The sequence below is a fragment of the Chryseobacterium sp. P1-3 genome, assembly GCF_000738495.1.
In the GTDB taxonomy this organism is placed as follows: Bacteria; Bacteroidota; Bacteroidia; order Flavobacteriales; family Weeksellaceae; genus Chryseobacterium; species Chryseobacterium gallinarum.
This window is the reverse complement of sequence record NZ_JPEQ01000005.1, coordinates 121,393-147,030: the sequence shown is the minus strand read 5'-3', so window position 1 is coordinate 147,030 and position 25,638 is coordinate 121,393. Positions and strand designations below refer to the sequence as shown.

Genomic DNA, 25,638 nt, shown 5'->3' with positions numbered 1-25,638 from the left:
AGGAAACCGCTCAGGTTAAAAAATTGCGAATTACAATCTATCGACAGGTATTTAAGTTTTTTTAGACCGGACAGGAAGCTAAGGTCGGTAATTTCATAATCGTAAAAGGAAATTTCAAGGCTTTCAAGTTTATCGAATGTTGTCGCAAAACGCAGATGGTTTGCCCTGTCTTCATCAGTAAGTCTATTATATTCCGGCTCATATAGCTCCAGCTCAATAACTTCTCCGGAACTATTGGTTTCATAATAAAAGCTGTCATAGTAAATTCCAAATGATTCTGCCGTTCTTTTTTATTTGTTGGTTCATAGAAATTAGTTATAATCTTAGCTTAAATACAAAAATAAGTTTTAAAAACAAAAATCCGCTCCTGAAAAGGAACGGATTCTATAATCATTGCAAAGTATGCAAGTATCACACTTTAATTTCTACGTCTACACCTGAAGGTAACTCCAATTTCATTAGAGCATCAACAGTTTTAGAAGAAGAAGAGTAGATATCCATCAATCTCTTGTGAGCGGAAAGTTGGAACTGCTCTCTTGCTTTCTTGTTTACGTGCGGAGATCTCAACACAGTGAAGATTCTCTTATTGGTTGGCAATGGAATGGGTCCGTTTACAACAGCACCAGTAGCCTTTACCGTTTTTACGATTTTCTCTGCAGACTTATCTACCAAATTGTAATCGTAAGACTTAAGTTTTATTCTGATTCTTTGTGACATTTTAATCTAATTTAATATTAACCTTTAGCTTTAGCGATTACTTCTTCAGCAATGTTTTGCGGAGCAGCTTCATATCTTTCAAACTCCATAGAAGATGTAGCTCTACCAGAAGATAATGTTCTTAATGAAGTTACATAACCAAACATTTCAGAAAGTGGAACGAAAGCTTTGATTACCTTAGCATTGTTTCTGTCATCCATACCGTTTACAGTACCTCTTCTTCTGTTAAGGTCACCTACGATATCACCCATGTATTCTTCAGGAGTTACTACCTCAAGTTTCATGATTGGTTCCATGATAACAGCTTTAGCAGCTCTACCGGATTCTTTGAATCCTAATTTAGCAGCTAATTCGAATGATAACTGGTCAGAGTCAACCGCGTGGAAAGATCCATCTTTCAATGTCACTTTCATTGATTCAACTTCGAATCCAGCTAATGGACCATTCTTCATTGCTTCTCTGAATCCTTTTTCAACTGAAGGAACGAATTCCTTAGGAATGTTACCCCCTTTAATTTCGTTGATGAATTCAAGACCTGTCTTACCTTCGTCAGCTGGACCGATTTCGAATACGATATCTGCGAACTTACCTCTACCTCCAGATTGCTTTTTGTAAACCTCTCTGTGGTTAGCTTTTTGAGTAAGAGCTTCTTTGTATTCTACCTGCGGCTGTCCTTGGTTAACTTCTACTTTGAACTCTCTTCTCATACGGTCAACGATGATGTCAAGGTGAAGCTCACCCATACCAGAGATAATAGTTTGTCCGGAAGCTTCGTCAGTTTTCACTGTGAAAGTAGGATCTTCTTCTGCCAATTTAGCTAAAGCGTTACCCATTTTATCCTGGTCAGCTTTAGTTTTAGGTTCAACAGCAATACCGATTACCGGATCCGGGAAGATCATAGATTCAAGAACGATTGGGTTCTTTTCATCAGATAGGGTATCTCCTGTTTTGATATCTTTAAATCCTACAGCTGCACCGATATCTCCAGCTTCAATGAATTCTACTGGGTTTTGCTTGTTAGCGTGCATCTGATAGATTCTTGAGATTCTTTCTTTGTTGTTTGAACGGGTGTTCAATACATAAGAACCAGCATCTAATCTTCCTGAATAAGCTCTGAAGAATGCTAATCTACCTACGAACGGGTCAGTAGCAATCTTAAATGCTAATGCAGCGAAAGGTTCGTTTACATCTGGCTTTCTTGTGATCTCAGCGTCAGTTCTTGGGTCTGTTCCTTTGATATCATCTTTATCCATTGGAGAAGGAAGATATTTACAAACAGCGTCAAGCATGAACTGTACTCCTTTGTTTTTGAAAGAAGAACCACAAGTCATTGGAATGATAGAAAGGTCGATAGTAGCTTTTCTTAATGCTTCGTTGATCTCTTCTTCAGAAATTGAATCCGGATCTTCGAAGAATTTCTCCATCAAAGTCTCATCATAGTCAGCTACAGCTTCTACTAATTTCTCTCTATATTCAAGAACTTCGTCTTTCATGTCCTCAGGAATTGGAACTACTTCAAAAGTTGCTCCTTGTCCTGCTTCATCCCATACGATAGCTCTGTTTTTGATCAAGTCAACAACTCCTTTGAAATCCTCTTCTGCACCAATTGGAAGAACGATTGGAACTGCGTTAGATCCAAGCATTTCTTTTACTTGCTTACAAACGTTTAAGGAAGTCAGCACCTTGTCTGTCCATTTTGTTAACGAATCCCATACGAGCAACTTTATAGTTGTCCGCAAGTCTCCAGTTGGTTTCAGACTGAGGCTCTACCCCATCTACCGCAGAGAATAAGAATACAAGACCATCTAATACTCTTAAAGATCTGTTTACCTCTACGGTGAAGTCAACGTGTCCCGGTGTATCGATGATGTTGAAGTGATATCCTTTAGTTTCAGGTAAATTTTGTCCCTGATCTGTTGGGAAATTCCAAGTACAAGTAGTGGCAGCAGAAGTAATGGTGATCCCTCTTTCTGCTTCCTGCTCCATCCAGTCCATCGTAGATGCACCTTCGTGAACCTCACCAATTTTTGTGAGTTTTACCTGTATAGAATAGAATTCTTTCTGTAGTGGTAGTCTTACCTGCGTCAATGTGAGCAGCGATACCAATATTTCTTGTATATTTAAGATCTCTTCCCATTTCAGATTAGAATTTGAAGTGTGAGAAAGCCTTGTTAGCTTCCGCCATTTTGTGAGTATCTGTTTTCTTTTTTGAAAGCGGCACCTTCTTCTCTTGAAGCAGCTACAACTTCGTTAGCTAATTTCAAAGCCATAGACTTATCATTTCTGGCTTTAGAATATTTGATTAACCATTTCATCGCCATAGAAATTTTTCTATCAGCTCTGATTGGCATAGGAATCTGGAAGTTAGCTCCACCTACTCTTCTGGAACGTACTTCTACGTGAGGCATTACATTTGTAAGTGCGTCTTTCCAGATTTCAAGTGCAGTTTTTTCACTATCTCCTTTTTTAGTTTCTACGATATCTAATGCATCATAGAAAATTTTGAATGCGATTGACTTCTTACCGTCAAGCATTAAATTGTTTACGAATCTAGTTACCAATTGATCATTAAATTTCGGATCTGGTAACAACGGTCTTTTTTTCGCTTTTGTCTTTCTCATTGTTTCTGTACCTTATTTAATGATTATTTTTTCTTTCCTTTTGCAGGTGCAGCAGCTGCTTGTCCTGGTTTAGGTCTCTTAGCTCCGTACTTAGATCTTCTCTGTGTTCTTCCATTTACACCAGCTGTGTCTAATGCACCTCTTACGATGTGGTAACGTACTCCCGGTAGGTCTTTCACCCTTCCGCCTCTAACCAATACTATCGAGTGCTCTTGAAGATTATGTCCTTCGCCCGGGATATAGGCATTCACTTCTTTACCGTTAGAAAGTCTTACCCTTGCAACTTTTCTAAGTGCTGAGTTAGGTTTCTTAGGTGTAGTCGTATATACTCTCGTACATACACCACGTCTTTGTGGACAAGAATCAAGGGCAGCCGATTTGCTCTTCTTGGCAAGCGTGGCTCTTCCTTTTCTTACTAATTGTTGAATAGTAGGCATTTAATTGCTTTTTATTTTAGGCTGCAAAAATAATAATATTTTTTTAATTGACAAGCAGTTATGTATTTTTATTTCTTCACAATATTTTTATTTGTCTCCATAACTAACAAAAACCTTCATGATTTAAAACGGTTTAAAATCATGAAGGCTGGTAGAAAAATATTTTTTATTTATTTAAAGGCATCTTTTATTACTTTTCCTTTTCCATATTGTAAAGGGAATCTCAGAAGCTCGGCAATAGTACTGGTAATATCAATCTGCTCGTAATTTCCGGTAGTAATGATGGTATTCTTTTTAAAATCCGGCCCTATTGCAAAAAATTCGATGTGCCTGCATCCTTCACAGCCGTCTCCGTGACTTTTAAACCCGCCTTTAGCATCAAGATGTCTTCCATGATCGTTAGAAACAATCAAAGTCGTTTTTGTCTTTATAGGCAGGAAGTGATTGAATATAATCCCAGATTTCTTTTATTGAAGCATCAGTGGTTTTTATAGCCTTAATATATTCATTCCAATTATTAGCGTGTCCGTAGGATCTACATCTTTAAGATTGATTACGATAATATTCGGGCTATATTCTTTCATTACTTTTTTTGTATTGGTCATGGTAATAACATCATCACGATAGTCTGATCCGTTTCCACTCACCCCGCAATCAGTACTAGGCTGGAATTTGCCTTTCCAGTCTGCAAGTTTACAGTCATTCAAAACCTCCAGCTTATCTTTTGATGCAATTACCCAGGCTTTGGTTTTATCCGCACCGGTAAACTTCAGCCATTGCTGCATTACAGATGGGAACCCTGGCAATTCAGTTCCATCATTTTTGATATTTTCATATACTCCCGAACACATAGCACTATGCCCCGGGTTGGTATTCGTGGTTCCGTTATTTTTAAAATTGCTGATAAACACCCCCTGGTTTAAAAGAGCAACCCTGTTGGGAATATTCTCCTTACCCTGCGCTTCCCAGGTTTCTGAAATACGGGGTCCGTCAACAACTAAAAGAACAACATTTTTTGTTTGATACTTTTCTTCAATTCTGATTGTTTCGTCTTTATCATTGCTGCATGAGAAAACAGCAACTGACAGGATTAAATACATGAAGATTTTTTTTCATAGCTTTTTTATATTTGTGGATTTTGAGTGCAAAGCTAGGAAAACAGGATCCGAGTTTTTGTTAACAGATTATTATCTATTTCTTAAAAATTCAACAACAAGGGAAATTTCACACCTTATATATAAAGCCTCCCACTTATTCCAACAGGGTAACCTTTACATTTTTGTCCCACCGGAAAGATTTTATATTTTGTTTCAGCGAATCATGAATTCGGGGATCAATAGAATAAATAAACAAATGTTTTTCCCCAAGGACCAGATTTCTTCCACTTATTTCCAGACGCGCCACTTTTCTCCAGTTTTCAGGAGTCTGCCAATCCAGCCATTCTTCATAAGCTATAGCCAGTTTATAGTTCTCCTTTTCAGAATATTGGGACAAAAAGCCATAAAAATCTTCATCAAGCTTTTTTAGTATTAGCTCTGAAATGTACAATTTCGTTAGACCCCAACCCCATAAAATCCAGTAAATGAATATCGGTAAAATAGCTGATCGCCCCTATATCATTGGCAACCACCTTAGAATTATTATAATATTTCTTTAAAAAATCTTGCAGACTGTATCTGTTGTTGATACACATTGGCACTACCGTTGGAAATGATAAGATGGGCATATCCGGATTTATAGATAAGTAATATGAAATTGGCAACAACAAAAAGACCAATTACTTTCTCTGCTTTCAATGCAGCCAGAGGATGTGCTAAAAAAAAGCTTCAGTTTCGGAATTAAAATCATAGAAAAAGCAACTAAAAGGTAGGCCTCATACCTGAAAATACCTGTAAGACGCCCCGATATACTATGCATTAATAAAACCAGACACCAGGCTATAATAAGAAAATGATGTAAAATAATTTTTTGCAGACCGGTTCCCTTTTTATAATCTTTAACCACTAAAGCTATACTGATCAGCAACGGGAAGAGGCCTATTTTATAAAAACTAAGGTTAATAAGGATTCTTTCAACAAAAATTTCTATGATCTGTTTACCCATATTTCCTGATAAATCCAACAGAGGGCCTTTTAAGACAACTGAATTGGGAAGAAAATACCCCGTTTTGCCATAATTAAAATAGCCAAAGACAAAAACAGGTGCAAAACCTAAAATAAGGACAAGCAATGCATTTCTAACATTCTTGGTAATAAAAAAAACAAAAGCAAGAGCCACGAAATAAAACATACTTTCAAAACGTATCAACCCCAATAGTGCAATGGTTGTATAAAAACCATAAGAAAAACGGTTGTTTTTAAAATGGCTTTCCGACCATTGCTGAAAGTAATATATATTGATTGCAACCATCAGTGCATGTAAGATATGCTCCATCCCGGTCATAACCTGTACATGCAATACCGCCAGAAAAAGAGTAAACAGACTAGCAACAATAACAATTGGTTTCCGACCAAAAAAATGGATGTAATACTTATTGAGCAAAAAAATAAGAAAACCGGCTGTAATTAAATTAAAAATCAGCGGTATCAAAATCTGGTTCCCGAAAACAGCAATTAAAACACTAAGAATAAAAGTAAAAACAGGAGATGAGGAAGATGATGAAAATGCATATCTGGTAATTCCCCACACTCCATAAGTGGAAAAATTCTTGGCAATTGACATATGAATATAAGCATCGTCTAAAAGATAAGTAAAATAATTATCGGTAGAAGAAAGCATGATCAGGATATAGATCAGGCAAACTCCAAAAAAAACAGCTGCTGTTATCAGAAAGGTTTTCATCATCTGCAATATTAATACTTCCAAACTATTTTAAAAAATTTTCTTATAGTTATCATCTATTAATAATCAACCGTATTCGGCATAATATTTTCTAAATTTGTTACAGGCAAATGATTGACTTAAATAAAATCACCATTTTTTTTAACTTTTGTACCCTGCTACAGACAGAAAACGGTGATCACGTTGACCTAAAAAATAAATATATACATATGAAAAACGCTAGTATTATCGGCCTTAAAGAAGCCGACTGTAAGAAAATCGCAGAAAAACTGAATGTACTGTTAGCTAATTATTCCGTATTTTATCAGAACACAAGAGGCTCTCACTGGAATATTAAAGGAGATCAGTTTTTCACGCTTCATCCAAAGTTCGAAGAGCTTTATAACAGCTTAGTTTTAAAGATCGATGAAATTGCTGAAAGAATTCTTACACTTGGGGCAACTCCGGCACATAATTATTCAGATTATTTACAAGTAGCTACCATCAAGGAAAGCAAAGAAGTAACTGACGGAAATAAAAGTGTTGAACAAATTCTAAGCTCATTTAAAGTAGTGATTGATCTTCAGAGGGAACTTTTAGATATTACGGATGAAGCCGGGGATGAAGGGACCAACTCTCAGATGAGCGACTACATCACTGAACAGGAAAAAGAAGTTTGGATGTACAACTCGTATTTAGGAAAGTAAATCGATACATCATCGGAATATTTCAAAAAAATCGCCTTACATTTAGGCGATTTTATTTTTATTTTTTATATTTGCGTTAAAATTACACATATTATGAATGACGTGAGACTGAATTCTATTCTAGATAATGACTTTTATAAAATAACCATGCAAAATGCAGTGGTGAAACTCTTTCCTAATTCTATTGTAAAATATGAATTTATCAACAGAGGGAAACATCACTTTCCGGAAGGTTTTGATGTAGCGTTGAAGGAAGCTGTCAATAAAATGGCAGAGCTTAAATTAACCAAGGATGAGAAAAAGTTCATGGCGAGAACCTGCCCTTATATCGACCTTCCTTATCTGGATTTTCTTGAAGGCTACCATTATGATCCGTCTGAAGTAAAGATTCATCAGGAAGGAGGCGATCTTTCTGTAGTGGTAGAGGGGCTTTGGTACAGGACTATTCTTTGGGAAGTTCCTTTATTGGCGCTGATCAGCGAGCTTCATTACGAAATGAATCATATGGAGAGAGATTCCAACGGGGTAGTTATGAGCAAAACCATAGAAAAGGCTGATTCATTGGGAAGGCTTGGGGTGACCTTTGCAGAATTCGGAACCCGGAGAAGACATTCTTACAAAGTTCAAAACCTGGTAATGGAAGCTTTAACCCAGAAAAAAGATTCTACTTTTATAGGAAGCTCCAATGTTCATTTTGCCATGAAATACGGGGTAAAACCTATAGGGACCCATGCTCATGAGTGGTTTATGTTCCATGCAGCGGAGTATGGTTTCAAAATGGCCAATGAACTGGCACTGGAACATTGGGTGGATGTCTACAGGGGGGATCTGGGAGTGGCTCTTTCCGATACGTACACGACGGATGTTTTCTTCCAGCAGTTTGACAAAAAGTTTGCTAAACTGTTTGACGGTGTCCGTCATGACAGTGGGGATGCTTTGGAATTTGCCGATAAAACCATTGCTCACTATCAGAAAAACGGCATTAATCCAATGTTTAAATACATTATTTTCTCAGATGCGCTGAATCTGGAAAAAGTAGAAGAAATCACCAATTATTGCCGTGGAAAGATAGGAATCTCTTTTGGAATAGGAACCAACCTTACCAATGATGTAGGACTAAAACCCATGAATATTGTAATGAAATTGATTGGAGTACAGGCTCCCAATAAAGAATGGATTCCTACGGTAAAACTTTCTGACGAACATGGAAAATATACGGGAGATCCTAAAATGATCGAACTGGCTAAAGAGTTCTTAAGAATAAAAGCTTAGAATCCGGTTACAGATCCTATAATAAAAGTTATTGTTATGAAAGTAAAATTTTATGTAATCCTCAGTATTCTGACGTTCAGTTTATCTTCTGCTCAGAAAAAGGCCAATGAAAAGTCAAAATTCAACCAGGAACTGGCCACTTCGCTTGGAGCCGACAGATACGGGATGAAAGGTTATACTATTGTAATGCTTACAACCGGTGCAACACAGATTGCAGATGAAACCAAAATGGCGGAACTGATGAAAGGTCATATGACTAATATCGGGAAATTGGCTGATGAAGGAAAAGTGATTGTAGCAGGTCCTTTTTTAGAAAAGAATAAAGAAAACTACCGTGGTATGTTTATCTTCAATACTCAATCAAAAGAAGAGGCGGAACAATGGGTAAAGACAGATCCCGCGGTTCAGGCCGGCATTTTCAGTTATGAGATTTTTCCCTGGTACGGCTCTGCCGCACTTCCATTATATCTTAAACACCATAAAGAGATAACAAAAGAAAATCTGTAATGTTTTATTTAAAATCATAAAAAATTAAAAATCAACCCATTAACCTATAATGAGTTGATTTTTTTTATTATTTTAGCTTACGTAAACAATTCATTAACCCATTTACCCACTAATTATTACCAACATAAAAAATTAATTCCATGAAAAAAATGAACGTAACAAAACTTTCAAGAAAAGAATTGAAAAATGTTTCCGGAGGAACTTTGTATCCTGCTTTAGAATGCTACTCCAACAGAGATTGCAGCCGCTATGGTGAAGCTATGGTTCAATGTCCTAACGGCACAACTTCCATGACCGGTTATTCCTGTATGGGAGGAAAATGTATGCTTGAAACCGGATTCTGCGGCCCAAATGTACCTATTGGCCCTATCGGTCCCATTGGTCCCATTGATCCCGGACTTTTAGTACCCATAGAATAAATCTTGAACATTTAAAATACAGTGAGTCATATGGCTCACTTTTATATTATTTTTAACCTCCCGCTGTATAACTTAACAGAAAAATATATAGACTGATTAATCTTATGAAAATCTTCCTACTAAATATTATCTTTATTCCTTTCTTCCTGAATGCCCAAACAGCAAACAGATTTTTTTTATGAGCTGATTTTTAAGCCTCAAAAGAATTCAAAAGTAACAGAAAAAGCATATACGATATTGGATATTACCGATAAAGGATCAATATATCAGGATTATACTTATTATTCACAGGATTCTTTAATCTCAGCGAAGATTGAAGCCCGGCAAAAAAACGGGGTGTATTATGATCTTTCAGCCTCTTTGAAAAAACCTTCTATACCCTATAAGATCATTAAAGAATATCCTTCTATGAAGCAGAAGTACCAGGAATACCTCCTGGAGGCCAATTTCTCTTATCCTTTATCTACCACTTTGCAATGGAAGATTCTTCCGGAAAAAGAAAAAATCGGGGAATATGATACACAAAAAGCAGAAGTCGACTTCGGAGGAAGAAAATGGACCGCATGGTTTTCAAAAGACATTCCTTTTCAGGACGGGCCTTATAAATTTTACGGATTGCCAGGATTGATCGTTAGAATCAGTGATAGTTCTCAGAATTATTCCTGGACATTGAAAGGAAATAAAAAAAATTGAAAATTACAGCGAAATTTCTTTGGCTGAAAAACAGCTTCCCAATAGTGAAAAGCTCATAGAAATCACCCCGGAAAAGTTCTTAAAAGTACAAACAGCCTATAAAAAAAGATCCGTTAAGCAGCCTACGCGGCATGTTTCCGGAAGATATGATGAATAAGCCCTACAATGATGGAAAAACATTGAGTGAGTTTCTGAAGGAACAGGAAAAAGCCATCAGAAAAATGTATGATAATAATAATCCAATAGAATCCGTCCCTGAAAAATAAATATAGTGAGCCATTACAGCTCTTTTTGAATTCTGGTACAACAAAAAGGCCGGGACCTTCCTCAAAATCCCGGCCTAAAGAATGAACAAAATGATGAGAAACTATATTGCTTCCCTATGCTTTTTACGATAGGCAAAATAGAACACAGCAGGCAGTATGGTAAAGGACAGCAGCATACAGATAATCAGTCCTCCTACAATCATAATGGCTAAAGGCTTTTGAATTTCCGACCCCATTCCGTTGGACATCGCCGCAGGAAAAAGCCCCATAGATCCCATGAGAGCGATCATAACAACAGGTCGGATCCTGCTTTGAACTCCCCTGGATATGGATTCTTTCAGTGACATCCTGTTTTGAAGGTTTTCTTTCATTACTCCTATCAGAACAATACCGTCAATAGTAGCCACTCCAAAAAGGATTATAAAACCGATTCCTGCGGAAATTCCGAAAATAGTACCCGTAAACCAGAGGGATAAAAACCCGCCGATAAAAGCAAAAGCCAGGGTAATGGAAGAAATCAGCGTATCTTTTATATTACCAAAATTAAAATACAGCAGCATTAAAATAAGCGTCAGTGAAATCGGAACTACCATTGCCAGCTGTTTTGCAGCTCTTTCCTTACTCTCAAACTCTCCTGCCCAGGTCATTTTATGATTCTTCGGAAGCTTCACTTCTTTATCCACTTTAGCTTTAGCTTCTTTAATGGTACTGCCCAGGTCACGCCCTTCAATATTAAAACCTACCCCGATATACCTGCTGTTCCCTTCACGGTAAATGAATGAAGGCCCGGTATGATAATCAATTGTAGCAATTTCCTTTAAAGGTACTTTTTTGTTATCCTGGGTCGGAATCAAAATATTTCCCATTTTTTCAGGAGTATCCCGGTATTGTTTTTCAAACCTCAGCATGACATCAAACATTCTTTCCTGTTCATAAAACTTAGTTGCTGCCTGACCACCGATGGTCATTTCGATGACCGCCTGTGCATCGGCTGTAGAGACCCCATATTTTGCCATTTTTGAATCATGGAGCTGAATTCTCAATTCCGGCAGGCCAATATTTTTAAAAACGTTCACATCTGAAATCCCCGGAACGGTTCTGATAGAATTGGCTACCTTATTGGCATAATTTTCAAGCTCGAACAAATCGTTTCCGAATATTTTAATGACCAACGGGGCTTTTACCCCTGCCACGTATTCTTCTACATTATCCTGAATAGGCTGGCTGAATCCAAAATTGATTCCCGGATATTTTTCAAGAGACACTCTCATTTCCTCGAGAAGTTCTTCCTTGGATATCTTTTTCTTCCATTCGCTCTCCGGTTTCAGCTGGATATTGAATTCAATATTAAAGAAACCTGTGGGATCGGTTCCGTCATTAGGCCTTCCGGTCTGCGTCATAATAAACTGTACTTCGTCATATTTCATCAGAAGTTCTTTCATTTCTTTAGTCAGCCGTACCGATTCATCCAGGTTTACACTATTGGGCAGTGTGGCTCTTACATAAATAGCCCCTTCATTCAGCTTCGGTAAAAACTCGGATCCATAATTGGAAAATTTCCATCCGCAAACGGCCAGCAATGCTACAAACCCTATAATAAAGCCTTTTTTATAACGGTCACTGAACTCGTAAATCCTGAAGATATTAACTCTGAAGAACCTCGAGATAAAGTTTTCTTTTTCTTCAATATTTTTTGTCAGTAAAAGCTTACACATTGCCGGAACATACGTTAAACTTAAAATCAAGGATCCTAATAATGCATAGCCTAACGTGAATGCCAGAGGTGAAAACATTTTCCCTTCCACCTTCTGGAAAGAGAAGATAGGCATCAGGGCAACAATGAGTATCAGCAAAGCAAAGAATATATAGCTTGCTACACTTCCTGCACTTCTCTTAATAATCCCAAGTTTTGAGATTTTATTGAATCTCCTCAACCCGATTTTCCGGGCCTTATGTTCAAGGGCAACAAATACATGTTCAACGATCACAAGGGTTCCTTCCAGCAGTAAACCAAAATCCAGCGCTCCCATGGAAATGAGGTTTGCAGGGAGTCCCTGTATTCTCAGCATAATGATCGCAAAAAGAAAAGCCAGTGGGATAACTGAAGCCACAATAAAGGTGGTTCTCCAGTTGTACAGGAATATAAATACAATAATGGATACCAGAACCACACCTTCAATCAGGTTTTTGGAAACAGTATGAACGGTGGTATTTACCAGTTCTGTACGATCAACAATCGGTACAATCTGGATATCTCCCGGCAATTCTCCTCCATTCAGCTGTTCTATCCGCTCTTTAAGCCTGGCAATAACATCATTGGGATTTTCTCCCCGAAGCATGATGACAATTCCTTCAACAACATCATTTTCTTTATTATAGCCTACCTGCCCTAATCTTGGTTTTGCAGAAACTTTTACCTCTGCAACATGCTTTACCAAAATAGGGGTAGATCCTTTCACCTCAATCTGGATATTTTCAATATCTTCCTTCCTTTCCAAAAGACCAATCCCCCGCACTACATACGCCTGATCTCCTTTTGCCACCACATCTCCACCTACATTGATATTACTCTTCGATACCGCTTCATACACATCCAGGGGGGAAAGGTCATAATTGTGTAATTCCGTAGGATTAATTTTTATTTCATATATCTTTTCTTCCCCACCAAAACTTACAACATCTGCAACTCCCGGCACTGCTAGCAATTCCCTCTCAATTACCCAATCCTGTACAGATGTTATTTCTTTAATGGGAAGCTTGCTTTTAATAATATACCGGTAAATTTCACCGGTAGCCCCGGAAGGCGGCTCAATGCTGTATTCGGCTCCATTGGGAAGGCTTACGTTTCCCAGTTTATTGGAAGCATATTGCTGCGCATAAAAATCATTCACATGATCATCAAAAATCACTGTAACCACCGACAATCCGAATAATGAAATAGACCGTACCGAAGTTTTATTCGGGATGGCATTCATTTCTTTAGAAATCGGCAACGTGACGAATTTTTCAATCTCCTCCGCACTTCTTCCCGGCCATTGGGTGATTACCCTTACTCTCGTATTGGTAACGTCAGGAAAGGCTTCAATAGGAGTATGTATGTAGGAATAGATCCCTCCGGCCAACAAAAGGAGAGTGCCCAAAAGAACAATCAGGGAATTTTTTAAAGAAAAGGAAACTATATTCTGTACAAATTTTCGCATTACTTCGTAGTGTTATTGAATTGATTTTTCAGGTTTTCATAAATAAGCAGGCCATTGGAAGCAATCACGTTTTCTCCTTCCTTCAGGTTTCCTTCTACATAAATATACTGACTGTTGGATGCGATCTCCGTTACCGGTCTTATTTCCAGCTCACAGTCTTTTTTATACACTACTACATAGCTTTGATTGTTATCAAAAATCAAAGCTTTTGCAGGAATGGCCAGGGCATTTTTGTTCTGTGAATTGATTGGTAAAACAACATCTGCCGACATTCCCGGCCTTAGCTTCATCCCATTGTTATCCATAATGATTTTAGCTTTCAACACTCTTTCATTTTCATTAAACACTTGTGAAATTGTATTGATTTTTCCTGAAAAACTTTCATCCGGATACGCCAGTGTTTTCACCACTACCGGCTGATCTACATATACATTCCGCATATTGGTGGCATACACATTCGCCATTACCCAGACTTTATCCAGATTGGAAATTGTAAAGAGCTGATCTCCTCCTGCAGTAACCGGCATTCCTTTAGATACATTCTTTGAGATAACATATCCATCTGCCGGGGCTTTAATCTGAATTGTATTCCCTCCTGCAGAATACAGCTGCATGTTTTTCCGGGTTTTGGAAATATTGGACTGTAATATGGCTACTTCAGACCGGGCTTCCTGCAAATCTTTCTGAGAAGCAATATCATCTTTATACATTGCTTCCACGGAGGCCAGTTTTCTCCTGGCTACAGCCAGCTGTGCCTGTAAAGTCTGGGTATCATCCTGCATTTCATTGACAGCTGTACTTTTTACCGTTGCCAGTACCTGGCCTTTTTTCACATAATCTCCTAAAGAAAAATATGTATCTGTCACTACCCCATCTACAAGACTTACAAAAGGAACAGTTTTGTCCGAATTACTTTCAACTTCTCCGGTAAGGGTAATACTTTCTTCAATGGGCAGCCTTTCCACTCTTACCAGTTTAAGATCTTTTTTAAGCTCTTTACTAATGCAGTAACTTTTATTAACTTCGTCATTTTGCTTCATATCCTTACAGCCTGTGAAAGCCACTAATGCGGACAGGTAAATCACAGCAATATATCGGGTTGTTTTCATTTTCATTTGTATCGGTTGGTGAGGAAATTTCACTAATGGTGATTTCATATCTTATAAATCTTGTCCTACAACATATTGCAGGTTTTCGTAATATTGATTAAGTTCTTTTTTAGTATCCAGGATGATCATTTTATTGCCGATATATGTATCCAAGAAGTCCATGTATTCCAGCATACTGATATTTCTGAGTCTGAAATTTTTCTCATGGCTTACCAATAATCCGTCCAGGACAGACTCATATGACTCATCAATTTCTTCAGATACCTTTTGGGTCCGGATATAATTCCTGAAAACGGAAACTATTTCATTTTCAGACTTCAGGACATTTTTGCGGGTTTCATTTTTCATTTTTTCTATTTCCAGTTTCGCTTCCTGAATGTTTCCTTTATTTCTGTCGAAAATGGGAAGATCAACAGACAGCCCCAGCCCTATGAAATCCTTCATAATGTTTCCACCCCGGTCATATCCTATGGAAACAGCAATATCAGGGGTCTTCATTGCATTTTGTATTTCCAGGTTTTTTTCGGCATGTTTCTCTTTATTTTTAGAAATCAGAATATCCGGGCGGTTTTCTTTCGCTTTCTCCAGCCATTGGGTAAGCTCTATTTCCGAAAGCTCTCTTTCTGGCATATGCAAAGAATCAGAAATAATCACATAAGAATGGGACGGAATCATTAGTAAAGCTTTCAGCTCTACCTGCTGATCTTCAATTTCCTGTTTCAATGAAACCAGTTTTTTCCTGAATTCAATTTCCTGCGCTTTTAAACGGACATATTCCGCTTTACTGATATTCCCAAGATTTAATTGATTCTGATAGGACTTTGTTAATTTTTCGATGGATGCAATCTGTCCCTGATAGATTTTTTGCTGTTCCTGATTGTAAAGAATTTCGGTAATAGTATTTCTTAAACTCTTTTTCAGCTCCCGCAATACTTCCTGTAATTCATATTTTTCTCCTTCTACCTCTATTTTTTGAAGTTCTATATTTTTCCTTCGTTTACCGGCAGTCTGAATCACCTGTTCTATTTCCGCAGAAATCTGGGTGTTTTTCCCCCAGTTTCCAATAAGGGCTGGCTGTTCTTCAATGTCGTAAGTCCGCCATAGATTAACTTCGCTGACGCTTAATTTAGGGTTAGGCCAATATTTAGCCTGTACGGCACGGGCTTCAGCCTGGGAAATCTCTAGTTTTTGGGCAATAAGATCGAGATTTCTCGCAAGAAACATAGCTTCAGCATCTTTTCTGCCGATCGTCAGAGTGTCAGAAACCTGTGCTGAGAAAAAACTGAAAAAATGGATATACAATAAAATAAAAATAGTCTTCTTCAAAGTCTCATATTTAGGACTACAAAACTATTTTTCCAGTATTAGACCCAATTTCGAATGGGATTAAAATTCAATTAGCCCAACATTAGAGTTTGATTAGAACAATCAAAAAAGGGCAGGTTTAACAGGAATACCACTCATCCTTTTCAAGAATATCAAACGGACTTTAGTCCGTTTATCTTTTAATTAAAATTCAATTGGCTTCAGCCAAAACTTAGAAGGCGCAGCAATTTTAAGCATCAGAAGGAAACACAAGCAAAACATTTGTGCCAACCCCTATTTCAGAATCAATTTTCATGGCAATATGATGGTGGTCAAAAATACTTTTGGATAATGATAAGCCAATACCACTTCCCTTAACCTGATCTACATTTTTCCCTCTGTAAAAAGTTTCAGAGATTTTAATAAGATCATCTGCAGGAATTCCCCTGCCCTTATCTTTCACTTCAATATTGAGCCTGCCTTCTTTCTCCAGCAAACGGATCGTGACAGGATGATCTTCAGAATATTTAATGGCATTTTCCACAATATTGTATAAGGCCAGGTATAAAAGGGTTTCATTCCCGGGAAATTCCAGTAATGCAGGCTTCGTCACTTCAAGCTGAATTTTAATTGCAGAGCGGTTTTCCTTTGCTCTGGCTTCCAGCTTTTCATAAATCTTCCAGACCAGCTCATCCACTCTTACCTGTTGATGTGAAGATTCAAGCTTGGTCATTCCTGACATCAGAAGAAGATTATTGAGAATATTTTCAATCTCATATACATTATCCAGGGATTCTTTGGCTACTTTTCTATATTCTTCAGGGGTTCGGTCCTTTTGGGCAAATACTTCCAGGTTTCCGGATATGGCTGCCAGCGGGGTTTTAAATTCATGAGATACATAATTAATAAAATTCTGCTGCAACAGTACATTTTCAGAAATCCTCCCTATCAGTTTATTATAAGATTTGATGAGTTCATCAACTTCATCATTCGTATGGGTAGAGGTAATGGCTGTAGAAATATTATTGTAATCTACTTTATTGATACGTGCAACAACGTTGGAGATAGGTTTGTAAACGATCTTTGACAAATATCTGCTTAAAAAATAAATAGCCAGCAAACCAATCACCAATACGGAAAGCATAATAATAGAGAGTCTCAGGATCTGTGAACGGAAGGAATCATTGGGTGACTTTACAAATACAACAAAGTCTCCCTGGTTGTCAGGATAAAAGATTCCATAGTAAAACTGATTGTCAGACATAAACTGCATTCCTTTGTTATTCCTGACAGCTTGTAAATGAAAAGGCCGGATATTCTTATCATTCAGATTTTGCCCGAATGTAACTTCATTGTTCTGATTATAAACTGCTACTCTGTTATTCTGAATAAGATGATTGTATTCCTTTTTTTATCTGGTCATGCCTGTCTTTGGGAAGCTCATCTTTTTCAAGATAATAAATCGCAGAAATAAGAGCCGTATTCCTTAATTTTTCAAAATAAAAAAATTTTGGTACTATCGTAATAGGCAAAAAATATCACCCCAAAAGTAATGATAGACACAATACCAAACGACAGGCTCGAAATAAGAGTAAATCTGTTTCTTAAAGTCATATCAATCTTTGATCAGATATCCTGTTCCCTTCACTGTGTGAATAATTTTCTGTTCATTTTCATCAATTTTATTCCGGATATAAGAAATATATACATCCACCACATTGGTGCTGTTATCAAAATCTATTCCCCATACCGCATGTAAAATCTGGGTCCTGCTTAATACTTTATTTTTATTTTCCATCAGGAAAGCAAAAAGTTTATATTCTGTAGGAGAAAACTCTATATCCTTTCCGTTTTGGGTTACCTTATAAAGGTCTGTATCAATCACAATATTTCCACAGGTCAAAAGCTTACTATCTTTCTGGTAACTTAATTTATTACGCCTTGTCAAAGCCTTAATACGGGAAATAAGTTCTTCAAAATGGAAAGGTTTGGATAAATAATCATCAGCTCCCAGATCAAGCATTTTGATCTTATCATCCGGGCTGTTTAAGGCGCTCAGAACAATAATTGGAGTATAGTTTCCTTTAAACCTTATAATTTGAGTGAGCTGCATACCATCCAATCCCGGAAGCATGATATCCATAAGAATAATGTCAAAATCATAATCATTGAGAAACTTCCTGGCCTTTTCACCTGAATCTGCCAGCGTCATATTGTAGCCTGCTTCAGAAAGGCCCTTCACCAGGAAATTACTGATTCTTTGATCATCTTCTACCAACAAAATATTCATACTTTCAGAAATTTCCCATAAATATAGGTAATCTTTCGAAAAAGGAACCCGCAGCACAGAAGTTTCCGAAGACATAAAAAATCAAATGGTTCAGCTATTCCTGCCACCTTTTCTACAACTTACGCCCTTTTTTCATAATTTTGGAAGATGGAGATGATATATTTAATTATAGGTTGTATTGCCGGCGGAATACTGGGGGCGGTTATTTTATATTTTGCCCTGAAATCATCAATGGTTTCAAGAAGCTCTTATGATGAACTGAATACTTTATATATTAAAAGTAATTCAGACTTTTCCAAACGCGACAACGAAAATCCAGGAGCTGAATCTCGACATTCAAAAAGAAAGAGAACAGCATCTTCTTCATCAGGACCTGATGAATGATCTGAAAAACGAGTTTTCCAAAATTTCGGCGGAATATTCATCATTGAATCTCCAGTTCCAGGAGCTGAAACAACTTAATATTAAACAGGGCTCCCATATCGAAACACTCATCAACGAAAAACAGGAGCTTTTTGCCAAGAACTCTGAGCTTTCAGCTCAAAATGAAAGCCTTCAGAAATCTCTGGAGTCTCAGAAAGAAGAAATTACAAGAATTCAGGAAGAATCAAAATTGCAGTTTGAAAATCTGGCTAATAAGATTCTGGAAGAAAAAACGGAAAAGTTCACTACTCTGAATCAAAATAACCTGAAAAACATCCTTGAGCCTTTCCAGGAAAAAATCGCAGATCTGAAAAACAAGGTCAATGAGGCCTACGAAAAAGAAAACAAAGAGCGCTTCTCCTTGGCTGAAAAAGTAAAGGAACTTGCGGAGCTGAATCAGCAAATCTCCGAGGATGCTAAAAAACTGACCAGAGCCTTAAAAGGGGAAAGTAAAACCCAGGGAAATTGGGGTGAAATGATTCTTGAAAGCATCCTTGAAAAATCAGGATTGGTAAAAGGCAGGGAGTATTTTCTGGAACATGAGCTCCGTGATGAAGATAATAAAGCCTTATATTCAGAGTTTTCAGGTAAGAAGATGCGTCCCGATGCCGTGGTAAAATATCCCGATGAAAGAAATGTCATCATAGACTCCAAAGTATCCCTCACAGCTTTCACAGAATTGGTAGATGAAACGGACCAGGATGTTTATCTGATGAAACTGAATCAACATCTGGGCTCTATTAAAAACCATATCACACAGCTTAGTCAGAAAGCTTACGATGATTATGGAAAATCTCTGGATTTCGTGATGATGTTCATTCCGAGTGAACCTGCGTATATTGCGGCCATGCAGGCAGACCAGAACCTTTGGAATTATGCCTACGAGAGAAGGATTCTCTTACTGAATCCAAGCAACCTGATTACTTCCTTAAAGCTGATTGCCGACCTTTGGAAACGGGAATACCAAAACAGAAACTCCCTGGAAATCGCAGAACGTGGTGCCCGGTTATATGATAAATTCGTAGGCTTTGTGGAAAATCTTGAGAAGGTAGGAAGAAATCTTGACCAGGCTAAGAATGTATATAATGAAGCCTATAAGCAGCTTCATACCGGAAATGATAATCTGGTACTCCAAACCCAGAAACTGAAATCACTGGGTATTAAAAATAAAAAAGACCTTCCTCCGAGCCTGATTGACAACAGCAATATATTAGAATAAAACAGTTTCTTCCGGGTGATAAGTCCTCTTTCCTACTTACCGGTAATATCAACTTCTCTCAGTATGCGGAGGCCATTTTATCAAAATCAGGGAAATTCAATCATAAATTTTGCATAATTTTGCGGCATGTTGATAGAAAGTTTTCAAAACGAAAAAATAAAAAATGTCACTAAGCTTCTTACTGACAACAGATTCCGTAAAAAATCAAAGGTCTTTGTCGTAGAAGGTCAGCAGGAAAATGAAAGGGCTGAACAATTCCATTATGAACCTGTAGAATATTTTATCTGTGAAAATATCTTTAAGGGGAAGATTCCCGCCGGTAAAATTCATTTTGTAAGTGAAAAAGTATATGAAAAAATAGCCTATAGGGGAACTTCAGAAGGTATTATCGGAATATATCAGACAAAAGAAGTATCTCTCTCTTCGTTTATTCCTAAAGATAATGCTACTGTAATCATAGTAGAAGGAGTGGAAAAACCCGGAAATCTTGGTGCCATTCTAAGAAGCTGTGAAGCATTCGGAATCGATGCATTAATTGTTGCTGACGGGAAAACAGACTTTTACAATCCCAATGTGATCCGCTCCAGTGTGGGATGTCTTTTCGGTATGGAAGTGTACCAGGCTGAAAATGAAGAAACGCTGGCATTTCTTCAGCAAAACCAATTCAATATTTATACGACCTTAATGGACGAAAGTGCTGAAGACCTTTATAAAAGAGATTTTAAGCAGCGTTCAGCTGTTCTGTTTGGCACTGAGCATTCAGGACTCAGTGATTTTTGGATGGGAAAAGGAAAGAATACGCTGATCCCAATGGCCGGCAGCATTGATTCACTGAACCTGAGCAATGCCGTGGCAATTACTTGCTATGAATCGTTAAGACAGAAGAAGGGCTAAATAATATATTATTTTCGGAGGTATCCCATAATTCGTAGGAGCTATGCTGCCTTCTTTGCCTACTTGAAATAGACATTATTTTTTAAAACTTTGCGTGAAAAACGAGCTCGATAATTTTGATGCTAATCAATAATGGACAGAATTTTTTATATTCAGACCCAATTTATTATGTCCCCAATTTTTGAGACTGATACGAGACTTGAGTGTAAAACATAAAAAACCGTCTCACTGGGTGAAACGGTTCTTTTATTGTTAAGCGTAAGCTAAAATTATTTCTTAGCAGCGTCTTTTGCAGCATCTTTAGCAGCGTCAGCAGCTCCTTTAGCAGCATCAGCAGCTCCTTTAGCAGCGTCAGCAGCACCTTTAGCAGCATCTTTAGCAACTTCAGCACCAGCAGCAGTTGTAGCAGCAGCAGCATCTTTAGTAGCACCTACAGCAGCAGTAGCAGCAGAATCAACAACTTTAGCAGCAGAATCAGAAACTACAGCAGCAGAATCAGCTACTTGAGCAGCAGCAGAATCAGTAGCACCTTCAGTAGAAGTAGCTTCAGTTTTTTTACAAGCAACTAGAGAGATTGCAGCGATAGCAGCTACGAATAATGACTTTTTCATAATAAATTAAATTTAATTTTGTTAATATTGTTTATAAAATTTTCTTCTGTTCTGTTATTTGAACAAGACAAAGGTAGAGCAGATATGAAATTTGTCTATGAAAAATAATTGTAATACCTTTGTAAAATAGTTTTACAAAAAAATATAACTGATAATCAATAATTTAATCATTTTTAAAAAAATTGACAGATTTAGATCTATTACACTTTGAACAGTTGAAAAAGGATGTTCAGGGGCAATATTTAAAAGAACACACCCCTTCTCACGATGATATTTCAAAGTGGAAGGGTATAGATATCATATATTTCCAGGAAGACCTTCGCAAAAAAGCCAAAGGTAACATCAGTGAAAAATCATTTTACACCTATTTCAAAACCTCACCGGTAACCAAATTACCAAGAATTGATATGCTCAATTTATTGAGTATTTATGCAGGATACGACTCATGGTACGAATTCAAAAAGCAACATCTTTTTGCAGGAGAATTGTTACAGGAAAATGATAATATGGAAGAAGAAGATATCAATGAATTGGAAAAAGCTGTTTCCGAAGCTCAGGATCTTCCAAAAACGGAGTTTTCACCCAAAAAAGAAGAGAATACTATTCAGGAAATTACTGATTTACAAAAAACAACTATTGATAATCAAATAGTTACAAAAAATACAGAAATTTCACACCCTTCTGAAATTCCGCCAGCATTACCTGAGAAAAATTTCTTCAAAAAAAATGCATGGGCTCTTGTTACTTCAGTTCTTATTGCCATAACCGGAGTATTAGGATTTAAAGATGTCCTTTTTTCTAAAACATATAAATATTGCTTCACCGATAAAGATCGCGGGGTTGCTGTAATTAACACACTTGAAATACGGGTTATCAAACAAAATGAATCTCCTCTTCTCTATAAAATAAAACCGGGCGAATGCTTTTATTATTCTACAAAGGATAAAAATATAAAAAATGCAGATCAATGCTCCTTTTTATGAATACATGGAAATCAACAGGAATCTGGAAAATGCTCCTGAAGAGGAAATGATAGAGCTAAAACCCGATGATTATAAAATGGCTGTCAATTATTTCTCAGTAAAAGATGCCAATGGAAATCCGGAACTCCTTAAGCAGAAAAGAAGTCAATTGGAAAACCTGATCAGTAACAATGCAGTTATTTATCAGGTGTATGATAATAATACTTACGGAATTGAAAGACTCGATAAACAAAAATATATTACACTTGTAACCACTCCTACTACCTCTTTGAAAAACCTGAGCGTAATAGAAATGAAAAAAGACAAAGGAAAGATCATATCCATCAAATTTAAAATTGCCTCCACAGATGAAAAGAATCCCTAATTTTTTAATCTCCGCAATGCTTCTTTTAGCATTTGTTGCCTGCAATAATAAAAAAACAGAAGTAAGCGATCTCGATAAATTAAGAAACAGCAATAACGCAAAAAGTTATCCTGCCGTACAAATGGACAGCATGCAGGCCATCAATTCCATTACCAAACAAAAAGTACAGGAGCTTCTCGATCTGTCGACACTCTACCTGTCCGGGAACAGAAATACAGAAATAGATACTGTGATCTATTCACAGATGCAGAGCTATTTCCACAAACCCGATTCCTTAACATTTAAAAGGCTGTTCAAAGAACTGGACAGCATGAAAGTAAAATCGGTAAAAGTAAATAATCTGAATGTCTACAAAGAATTTTATAAAAAGGATACCCTTGACTATGCCAGATTCAATGTAGAATATTTTGATAACAAAAATAAATCCTTGGGAAATTTTGAGAAGAATGCACAGTATATTTTAATTTCAACTCCAAAATTTAAAAAGGAGTTCAAATTTTATTTCCTGGATTTCTATTCCAAGCCGCTTAAAAAGGACAGCACTTCCACAGGAGTGACCAAATAGTCCAGGGGAATATCATTCTCCCAGACATCATCGATATATTCTTCGGGGTCAAAATAATTGACTCCGATTTTTTTTGCGCTCGGCGAAATACTTTGAAAAAGCCTGTCATAAAAGCCTTTACCATAACCTACCCTGTTTCCTCTTCTGTCGCAATATAGTAAAGGAGTAATCACATAATCAAAAAATGTCTCCCCGGAATCCTGTCCCGAAACAGGCTCCGGGATTCCCCAACTGCTTACCTCAAACTCTGTTTCTTCAAATATCTCAATATTAAGCAACTGACCTTCTATTACTTTAGGGACGAAAACACGGATATCATGTGATAAAAAATAGTGAATAAAGAGCCGGGTATCTATCTCATTGAACTTCTCAATAGGAATAAAAACATGTATCTTTTGTCCTGCTTCAGGATTAAAATATTCGATAAAATGCTCCAGTATTTTTCCGGATAACAAGAAAGCCTCATCATAAGACAAGGCTTTTCTTTTTTGCATATATTTTTTTCTAAGTTCAGCTTTCAACATGGATCTATGCGTTTTCAGCTTCTAAAATTTTATATAACTTATCTGATAAGCGAACCCTGAAAGGGAGTTTAAAAGTAATCTGATCTCCTGCTTTTGCTGTTTCAGCAGGCCCACCGTTGGCATAAATCTGAGTAATAATAACCTCCTGCTCACCGGTTGTAGGTCCTGATATTAAAACTTTATCCCCAATTGAAAGCTCTTTGTTTTCAATTAAGAACTGGGCAATTTTCGATTTTGAATAGTAATGCTCAGCTTTTCCGATTAAAGTTTTCTTGATTTTTATTTTCTGGCGGATATCTTTTGTTTCAGCTTTTGTAGCTTTGGCTAAAGGCTGAGTGGGCAGATCCCCGGATTTTTTGAATTTTAAGGCTTCTGATTTCCCTTTTCTGAATACTTTATTTCCAACCTGCAATCCTTTTCTTAGTTTTACCTGTTCTTCCCACGGTAAATGTATAATTTCCTGGCATTCTGTAGAACAACAGTTTTCCATTGCAGCTTTGCATTCATCACATTGAATAAACAACAAATGACAGGCATCATTGGCACAGTTCGTATGATTATCACAAGGTTTACCACATTGATGGCATTGTGCAATAATATCATCTGTAATTCTCTCTCCTAATCTATGGTCGAATACAAAGTTCTTTCCAATGAACTTACTTTTTATTCCTTCTTCTTTTATCTGGCGTGTATATTCAATAATTCCGCCTTCCAGCTGATAAACATTTTTAAAACCCTGATGTTTGAAGTATGCACTCGCTTTTTCACAACGGATTCCTCCTGTACAATACATCAGTAAGTTTTTGTCTTCTTTAAAATTTTGTAACTGTTCATTAATAATCGGCAAGCTTTCCCTGAAGTTTTCCACATCAGGAGTAATAGCGCCTTCGAAATGCCCTACTTCACTTTCGTAGTGATTTCTAAAATCTACTACAATCGTATTCGGGTCTTCCAGCATAGTATTAAATTCATGTGCTTTTAAGTGGATTCCTTTATTGGTAACATCGAAAGTATCATCATTCAATCCATCGGCAACGATCTTATTTCTGACCTTTATTGTTAATTTTAAAAAGGAATGGTTATCTTGCTCCACTGCCACATTCAGACGAATGCCTTTCATAAAATCATATGCTTCCAGCGTATCACGAAAAGCCTCAAAATTGTCCGCCGGAATACTCATCTGAGCGTTAATTCCTTCATGGGCAACATAAATACGGCCAAGGGCATCAAGAGCATCCCAGGCTATAAATAAATCGTCGCGAAATTTTTTTGGATCTTCAATTTTGGCATACGCATAGAAAGATAAAGTAAGACGTTCCTTACCAGCTTCATCAATAAGTCTAGCTCTTTCTTCTGCGCTTAAGGTGTTATACAGTTGCATGCTATAAACGTTTTTTAAGTGAGAAAAATATTTTTGCAAAGATAATCATTTTTAAATAAGTATATTTATAGTCCTAACCGATCAGCGCATAGGATACGGATAAAAAAGGTTATCATTGCTTTTTAATCAGGCAATCTTTAATATTTTTTTTAAGTTTTGTTAACTGTGACATTAATAATTATGACATAATGTATAAAATGACACAATACCCGTTAAATTTTAGTTAAAATTGAAACATAGCATACTAATTGCTTACTTATTTAACATTAAATTTGTTTACTCAAAAACATATATAAAAAATTAATTAATAA

General features: G+C 37.0%; 25 protein-coding genes and 3 pseudogenes. 11 read left to right on the top strand and 17 right to left on the bottom strand.

Going from position 1 to position 25,638, the window contains the following annotated elements; genetic code table 11:
- Positions 1-411: 411 nt before the first annotated feature.
- The 9 genes and pseudogenes from rpsJ to HX13_RS07515 all read right to left on the bottom strand — a co-directional run bounded on the left by rpsJ (position 412) and on the right by HX13_RS07515 (position 6,640).
- Positions 412-717: a 30S ribosomal protein S10 gene (gene rpsJ, locus HX13_RS07550; RefSeq protein ID WP_002661363.1), complete on the bottom strand. Its 306-nt coding sequence runs from the start codon at positions 715-717 to the stop codon at positions 412-414.
- A gap of 17 nt (positions 718-734) precedes the next feature.
- Positions 735-2,854: pseudogene (fusA, locus tag HX13_RS07545) on the bottom strand (elongation factor G).
- A 6-nt stretch (positions 2,855-2,860) separates the two neighbouring features.
- Positions 2,861-3,338 (bottom strand): annotated as a pseudogene (rpsG, locus tag HX13_RS07540) (30S ribosomal protein S7).
- A 23-nt stretch (positions 3,339-3,361) separates the two neighbouring features.
- On the bottom strand, positions 3,362-3,775 hold the full coding sequence (gene rpsL / locus HX13_RS07535; RefSeq protein WP_002983146.1) for a 30S ribosomal protein S12: 414 nt from the start codon (positions 3,773-3,775) through the stop codon (positions 3,362-3,364).
- A gap of 170 nt (positions 3,776-3,945) precedes the next feature.
- The gene (locus HX13_RS23785; RefSeq protein WP_238555152.1) at positions 3,946-4,188 is read right to left on the bottom strand and encodes a hypothetical protein; all 243 of its coding nucleotides are present in this window, start codon (positions 4,186-4,188) and stop codon (positions 3,946-3,948) included.
- Positions 4,189-4,263: 75 nt separating this feature from the next.
- Positions 4,264-4,875, bottom strand: coding sequence for a hypothetical protein (locus tag HX13_RS07530; protein ID WP_238555151.1), 612 nt, complete (start codon positions 4,873-4,875; stop codon positions 4,264-4,266).
- A 151-nt stretch (positions 4,876-5,026) separates the two neighbouring features.
- On the bottom strand, positions 5,027-5,269 hold the full coding sequence (locus HX13_RS07525; RefSeq protein WP_050020591.1) for a hypothetical protein: 243 nt from the start codon (positions 5,267-5,269) through the stop codon (positions 5,027-5,029).
- 19 nt (positions 5,270-5,288) lie between these two features.
- Positions 5,289-5,501 (bottom strand): hypothetical protein, encoded by a 213-nt coding sequence (locus HX13_RS07520; protein WP_128572263.1) that lies wholly within the window; start codon positions 5,499-5,501, stop codon positions 5,289-5,291.
- Between the two features lie 8 nt (positions 5,502-5,509).
- Positions 5,510-6,640, bottom strand: coding sequence for a hypothetical protein (locus HX13_RS07515; protein WP_128572262.1), 1,131 nt, complete (start codon positions 6,638-6,640; stop codon positions 5,510-5,512).
- Positions 6,641-6,825: 185 nt separating this feature from the next.
- Between HX13_RS07515 and HX13_RS07510 the strand changes: the two genes are divergently transcribed.
- The 6 genes from HX13_RS07510 to HX13_RS25430 all read left to right on the top strand — a co-directional run bounded on the left by HX13_RS07510 (position 6,826) and on the right by HX13_RS25430 (position 10,459).
- Entirely contained in the window at positions 6,826-7,302 is a 477-nt protein-coding gene (locus tag HX13_RS07510) for a Dps family protein (RefSeq protein ID WP_050020663.1), read from the top strand.
- A gap of 93 nt (positions 7,303-7,395) precedes the next feature.
- Complete coding sequence (gene pncB / locus HX13_RS07505) at positions 7,396-8,574, top strand: nicotinate phosphoribosyltransferase (protein ID WP_050020588.1); 1,179 nt, start codon at positions 7,396-7,398, stop codon at positions 8,572-8,574.
- Positions 8,575-8,610: 36 nt separating this feature from the next.
- Positions 8,611-9,081, top strand: coding sequence for a YciI family protein (locus tag HX13_RS07500; protein WP_050020587.1), 471 nt, complete (start codon positions 8,611-8,613; stop codon positions 9,079-9,081).
- A gap of 140 nt (positions 9,082-9,221) precedes the next feature.
- Entirely contained in the window at positions 9,222-9,500 is a 279-nt protein-coding gene (locus HX13_RS07495) for a hypothetical protein (protein ID WP_050020586.1), read from the top strand.
- Between the two features lie 150 nt (positions 9,501-9,650).
- Positions 9,651-10,193 (top strand): GLPGLI family protein, encoded by a 543-nt coding sequence (locus HX13_RS23780; RefSeq protein ID WP_238555150.1) that lies wholly within the window; start codon positions 9,651-9,653, stop codon positions 10,191-10,193.
- Between the two features lie 131 nt (positions 10,194-10,324).
- Positions 10,325-10,459, top strand: a complete 135-nt coding sequence (locus HX13_RS25430; RefSeq protein WP_262483507.1) for a hypothetical protein — start codon at positions 10,325-10,327, stop codon at positions 10,457-10,459.
- Between the two features lie 101 nt (positions 10,460-10,560).
- On the opposite strand, the gene HX13_RS07485 is transcribed toward HX13_RS25430, so the two are convergent.
- The 5 genes from HX13_RS07485 to HX13_RS07465 all read right to left on the bottom strand — a co-directional run bounded on the left by HX13_RS07485 (position 10,561) and on the right by HX13_RS07465 (position 18,363).
- The gene (locus HX13_RS07485) at positions 10,561-13,659 is read right to left on the bottom strand and encodes an efflux RND transporter permease subunit (protein WP_050020585.1); all 3,099 of its coding nucleotides are present in this window, start codon (positions 13,657-13,659) and stop codon (positions 10,561-10,563) included.
- The gene (locus HX13_RS07480; RefSeq protein ID WP_228377718.1) at positions 13,659-14,816 is read right to left on the bottom strand and encodes an efflux RND transporter periplasmic adaptor subunit; all 1,158 of its coding nucleotides are present in this window, start codon (positions 14,814-14,816) and stop codon (positions 13,659-13,661) included. The genes HX13_RS07485 and HX13_RS07480 overlap by 1 nt, the downstream gene beginning before the upstream one ends.
- A gap of 3 nt (positions 14,817-14,819) precedes the next feature.
- On the bottom strand, positions 14,820-16,094 hold the full coding sequence (locus HX13_RS07475; protein WP_050020583.1) for a TolC family protein: 1,275 nt from the start codon (positions 16,092-16,094) through the stop codon (positions 14,820-14,822).
- Positions 16,095-16,323: 229 nt separating this feature from the next.
- Positions 16,324-17,337 carry a sensor histidine kinase gene (locus HX13_RS07470; protein ID WP_238555149.1) on the bottom strand — a complete coding sequence of 338 codons (1,014 nt, stop codon included), beginning with the start codon at positions 17,335-17,337 and terminating at the stop codon, positions 16,324-16,326.
- Positions 17,338-17,688: 351 nt separating this feature from the next.
- Positions 17,689-18,363 (bottom strand): response regulator transcription factor, encoded by a 675-nt coding sequence (locus HX13_RS07465; protein ID WP_050020662.1) that lies wholly within the window; start codon positions 18,361-18,363, stop codon positions 17,689-17,691.
- A 147-nt stretch (positions 18,364-18,510) separates the two neighbouring features.
- Between HX13_RS07465 and rmuC the strand changes: the two are divergent.
- Together rmuC and HX13_RS07455 are read left to right on the top strand one after the other, a co-directional pair.
- Positions 18,511-20,005 (top strand): annotated as a pseudogene (rmuC, locus tag HX13_RS07460) (DNA recombination protein RmuC).
- Between the two features lie 126 nt (positions 20,006-20,131).
- Positions 20,132-20,899 carry an RNA methyltransferase gene (locus HX13_RS07455; RefSeq protein WP_050020582.1) on the top strand — a complete coding sequence of 256 codons (768 nt, stop codon included), beginning with the start codon at positions 20,132-20,134 and terminating at the stop codon, positions 20,897-20,899.
- Between the two features lie 269 nt (positions 20,900-21,168).
- Here the strand turns inward: HX13_RS07455 and HX13_RS07450 are convergent, their stop codons facing one another.
- Complete coding sequence (locus HX13_RS07450) at positions 21,169-21,510, bottom strand: hypothetical protein (protein ID WP_050020581.1); 342 nt, start codon at positions 21,508-21,510, stop codon at positions 21,169-21,171.
- Between the two features lie 182 nt (positions 21,511-21,692).
- Between HX13_RS07450 and HX13_RS07445 the strand changes: the two genes are divergently transcribed.
- Genes HX13_RS07445 through HX13_RS07440 form a run of 3 tightly spaced genes read left to right on the top strand, consistent with a single transcriptional unit; the run spans position 21,693 to position 23,422 of the window.
- The gene (locus tag HX13_RS07445) at positions 21,693-22,493 is read left to right on the top strand and encodes a hypothetical protein (RefSeq protein ID WP_238555146.1); all 801 of its coding nucleotides are present in this window, start codon (positions 21,693-21,695) and stop codon (positions 22,491-22,493) included.
- Positions 22,468-22,857 carry a hypothetical protein gene (locus HX13_RS23770; protein ID WP_238555145.1) on the top strand — a complete coding sequence of 130 codons (390 nt, stop codon included), beginning with the start codon at positions 22,468-22,470 and terminating at the stop codon, positions 22,855-22,857. Before HX13_RS07445 ends, HX13_RS23770 begins: the two co-directional genes overlap by 26 nt.
- Positions 22,841-23,422 (top strand): hypothetical protein, encoded by a 582-nt coding sequence (locus HX13_RS07440; RefSeq protein ID WP_050020580.1) that lies wholly within the window; start codon positions 22,841-22,843, stop codon positions 23,420-23,422. Before HX13_RS23770 ends, HX13_RS07440 begins: the two co-directional genes overlap by 17 nt.
- On the opposite strand, the gene HX13_RS07435 is transcribed toward HX13_RS07440, so the two are convergent.
- Positions 23,371-23,946, bottom strand: a complete 576-nt coding sequence (locus HX13_RS07435; protein WP_050020579.1) for a 5-formyltetrahydrofolate cyclo-ligase — start codon at positions 23,944-23,946, stop codon at positions 23,371-23,373. The genes HX13_RS07440 and HX13_RS07435 overlap by 52 nt on opposite strands.
- A 4-nt stretch (positions 23,947-23,950) precedes the next feature.
- On the bottom strand, positions 23,951-25,327 hold the full coding sequence (locus HX13_RS07430; protein WP_050020578.1) for a rhodanese-related sulfurtransferase: 1,377 nt from the start codon (positions 25,325-25,327) through the stop codon (positions 23,951-23,953).
- Positions 25,328-25,638: the final 311 nt, after the last annotated feature.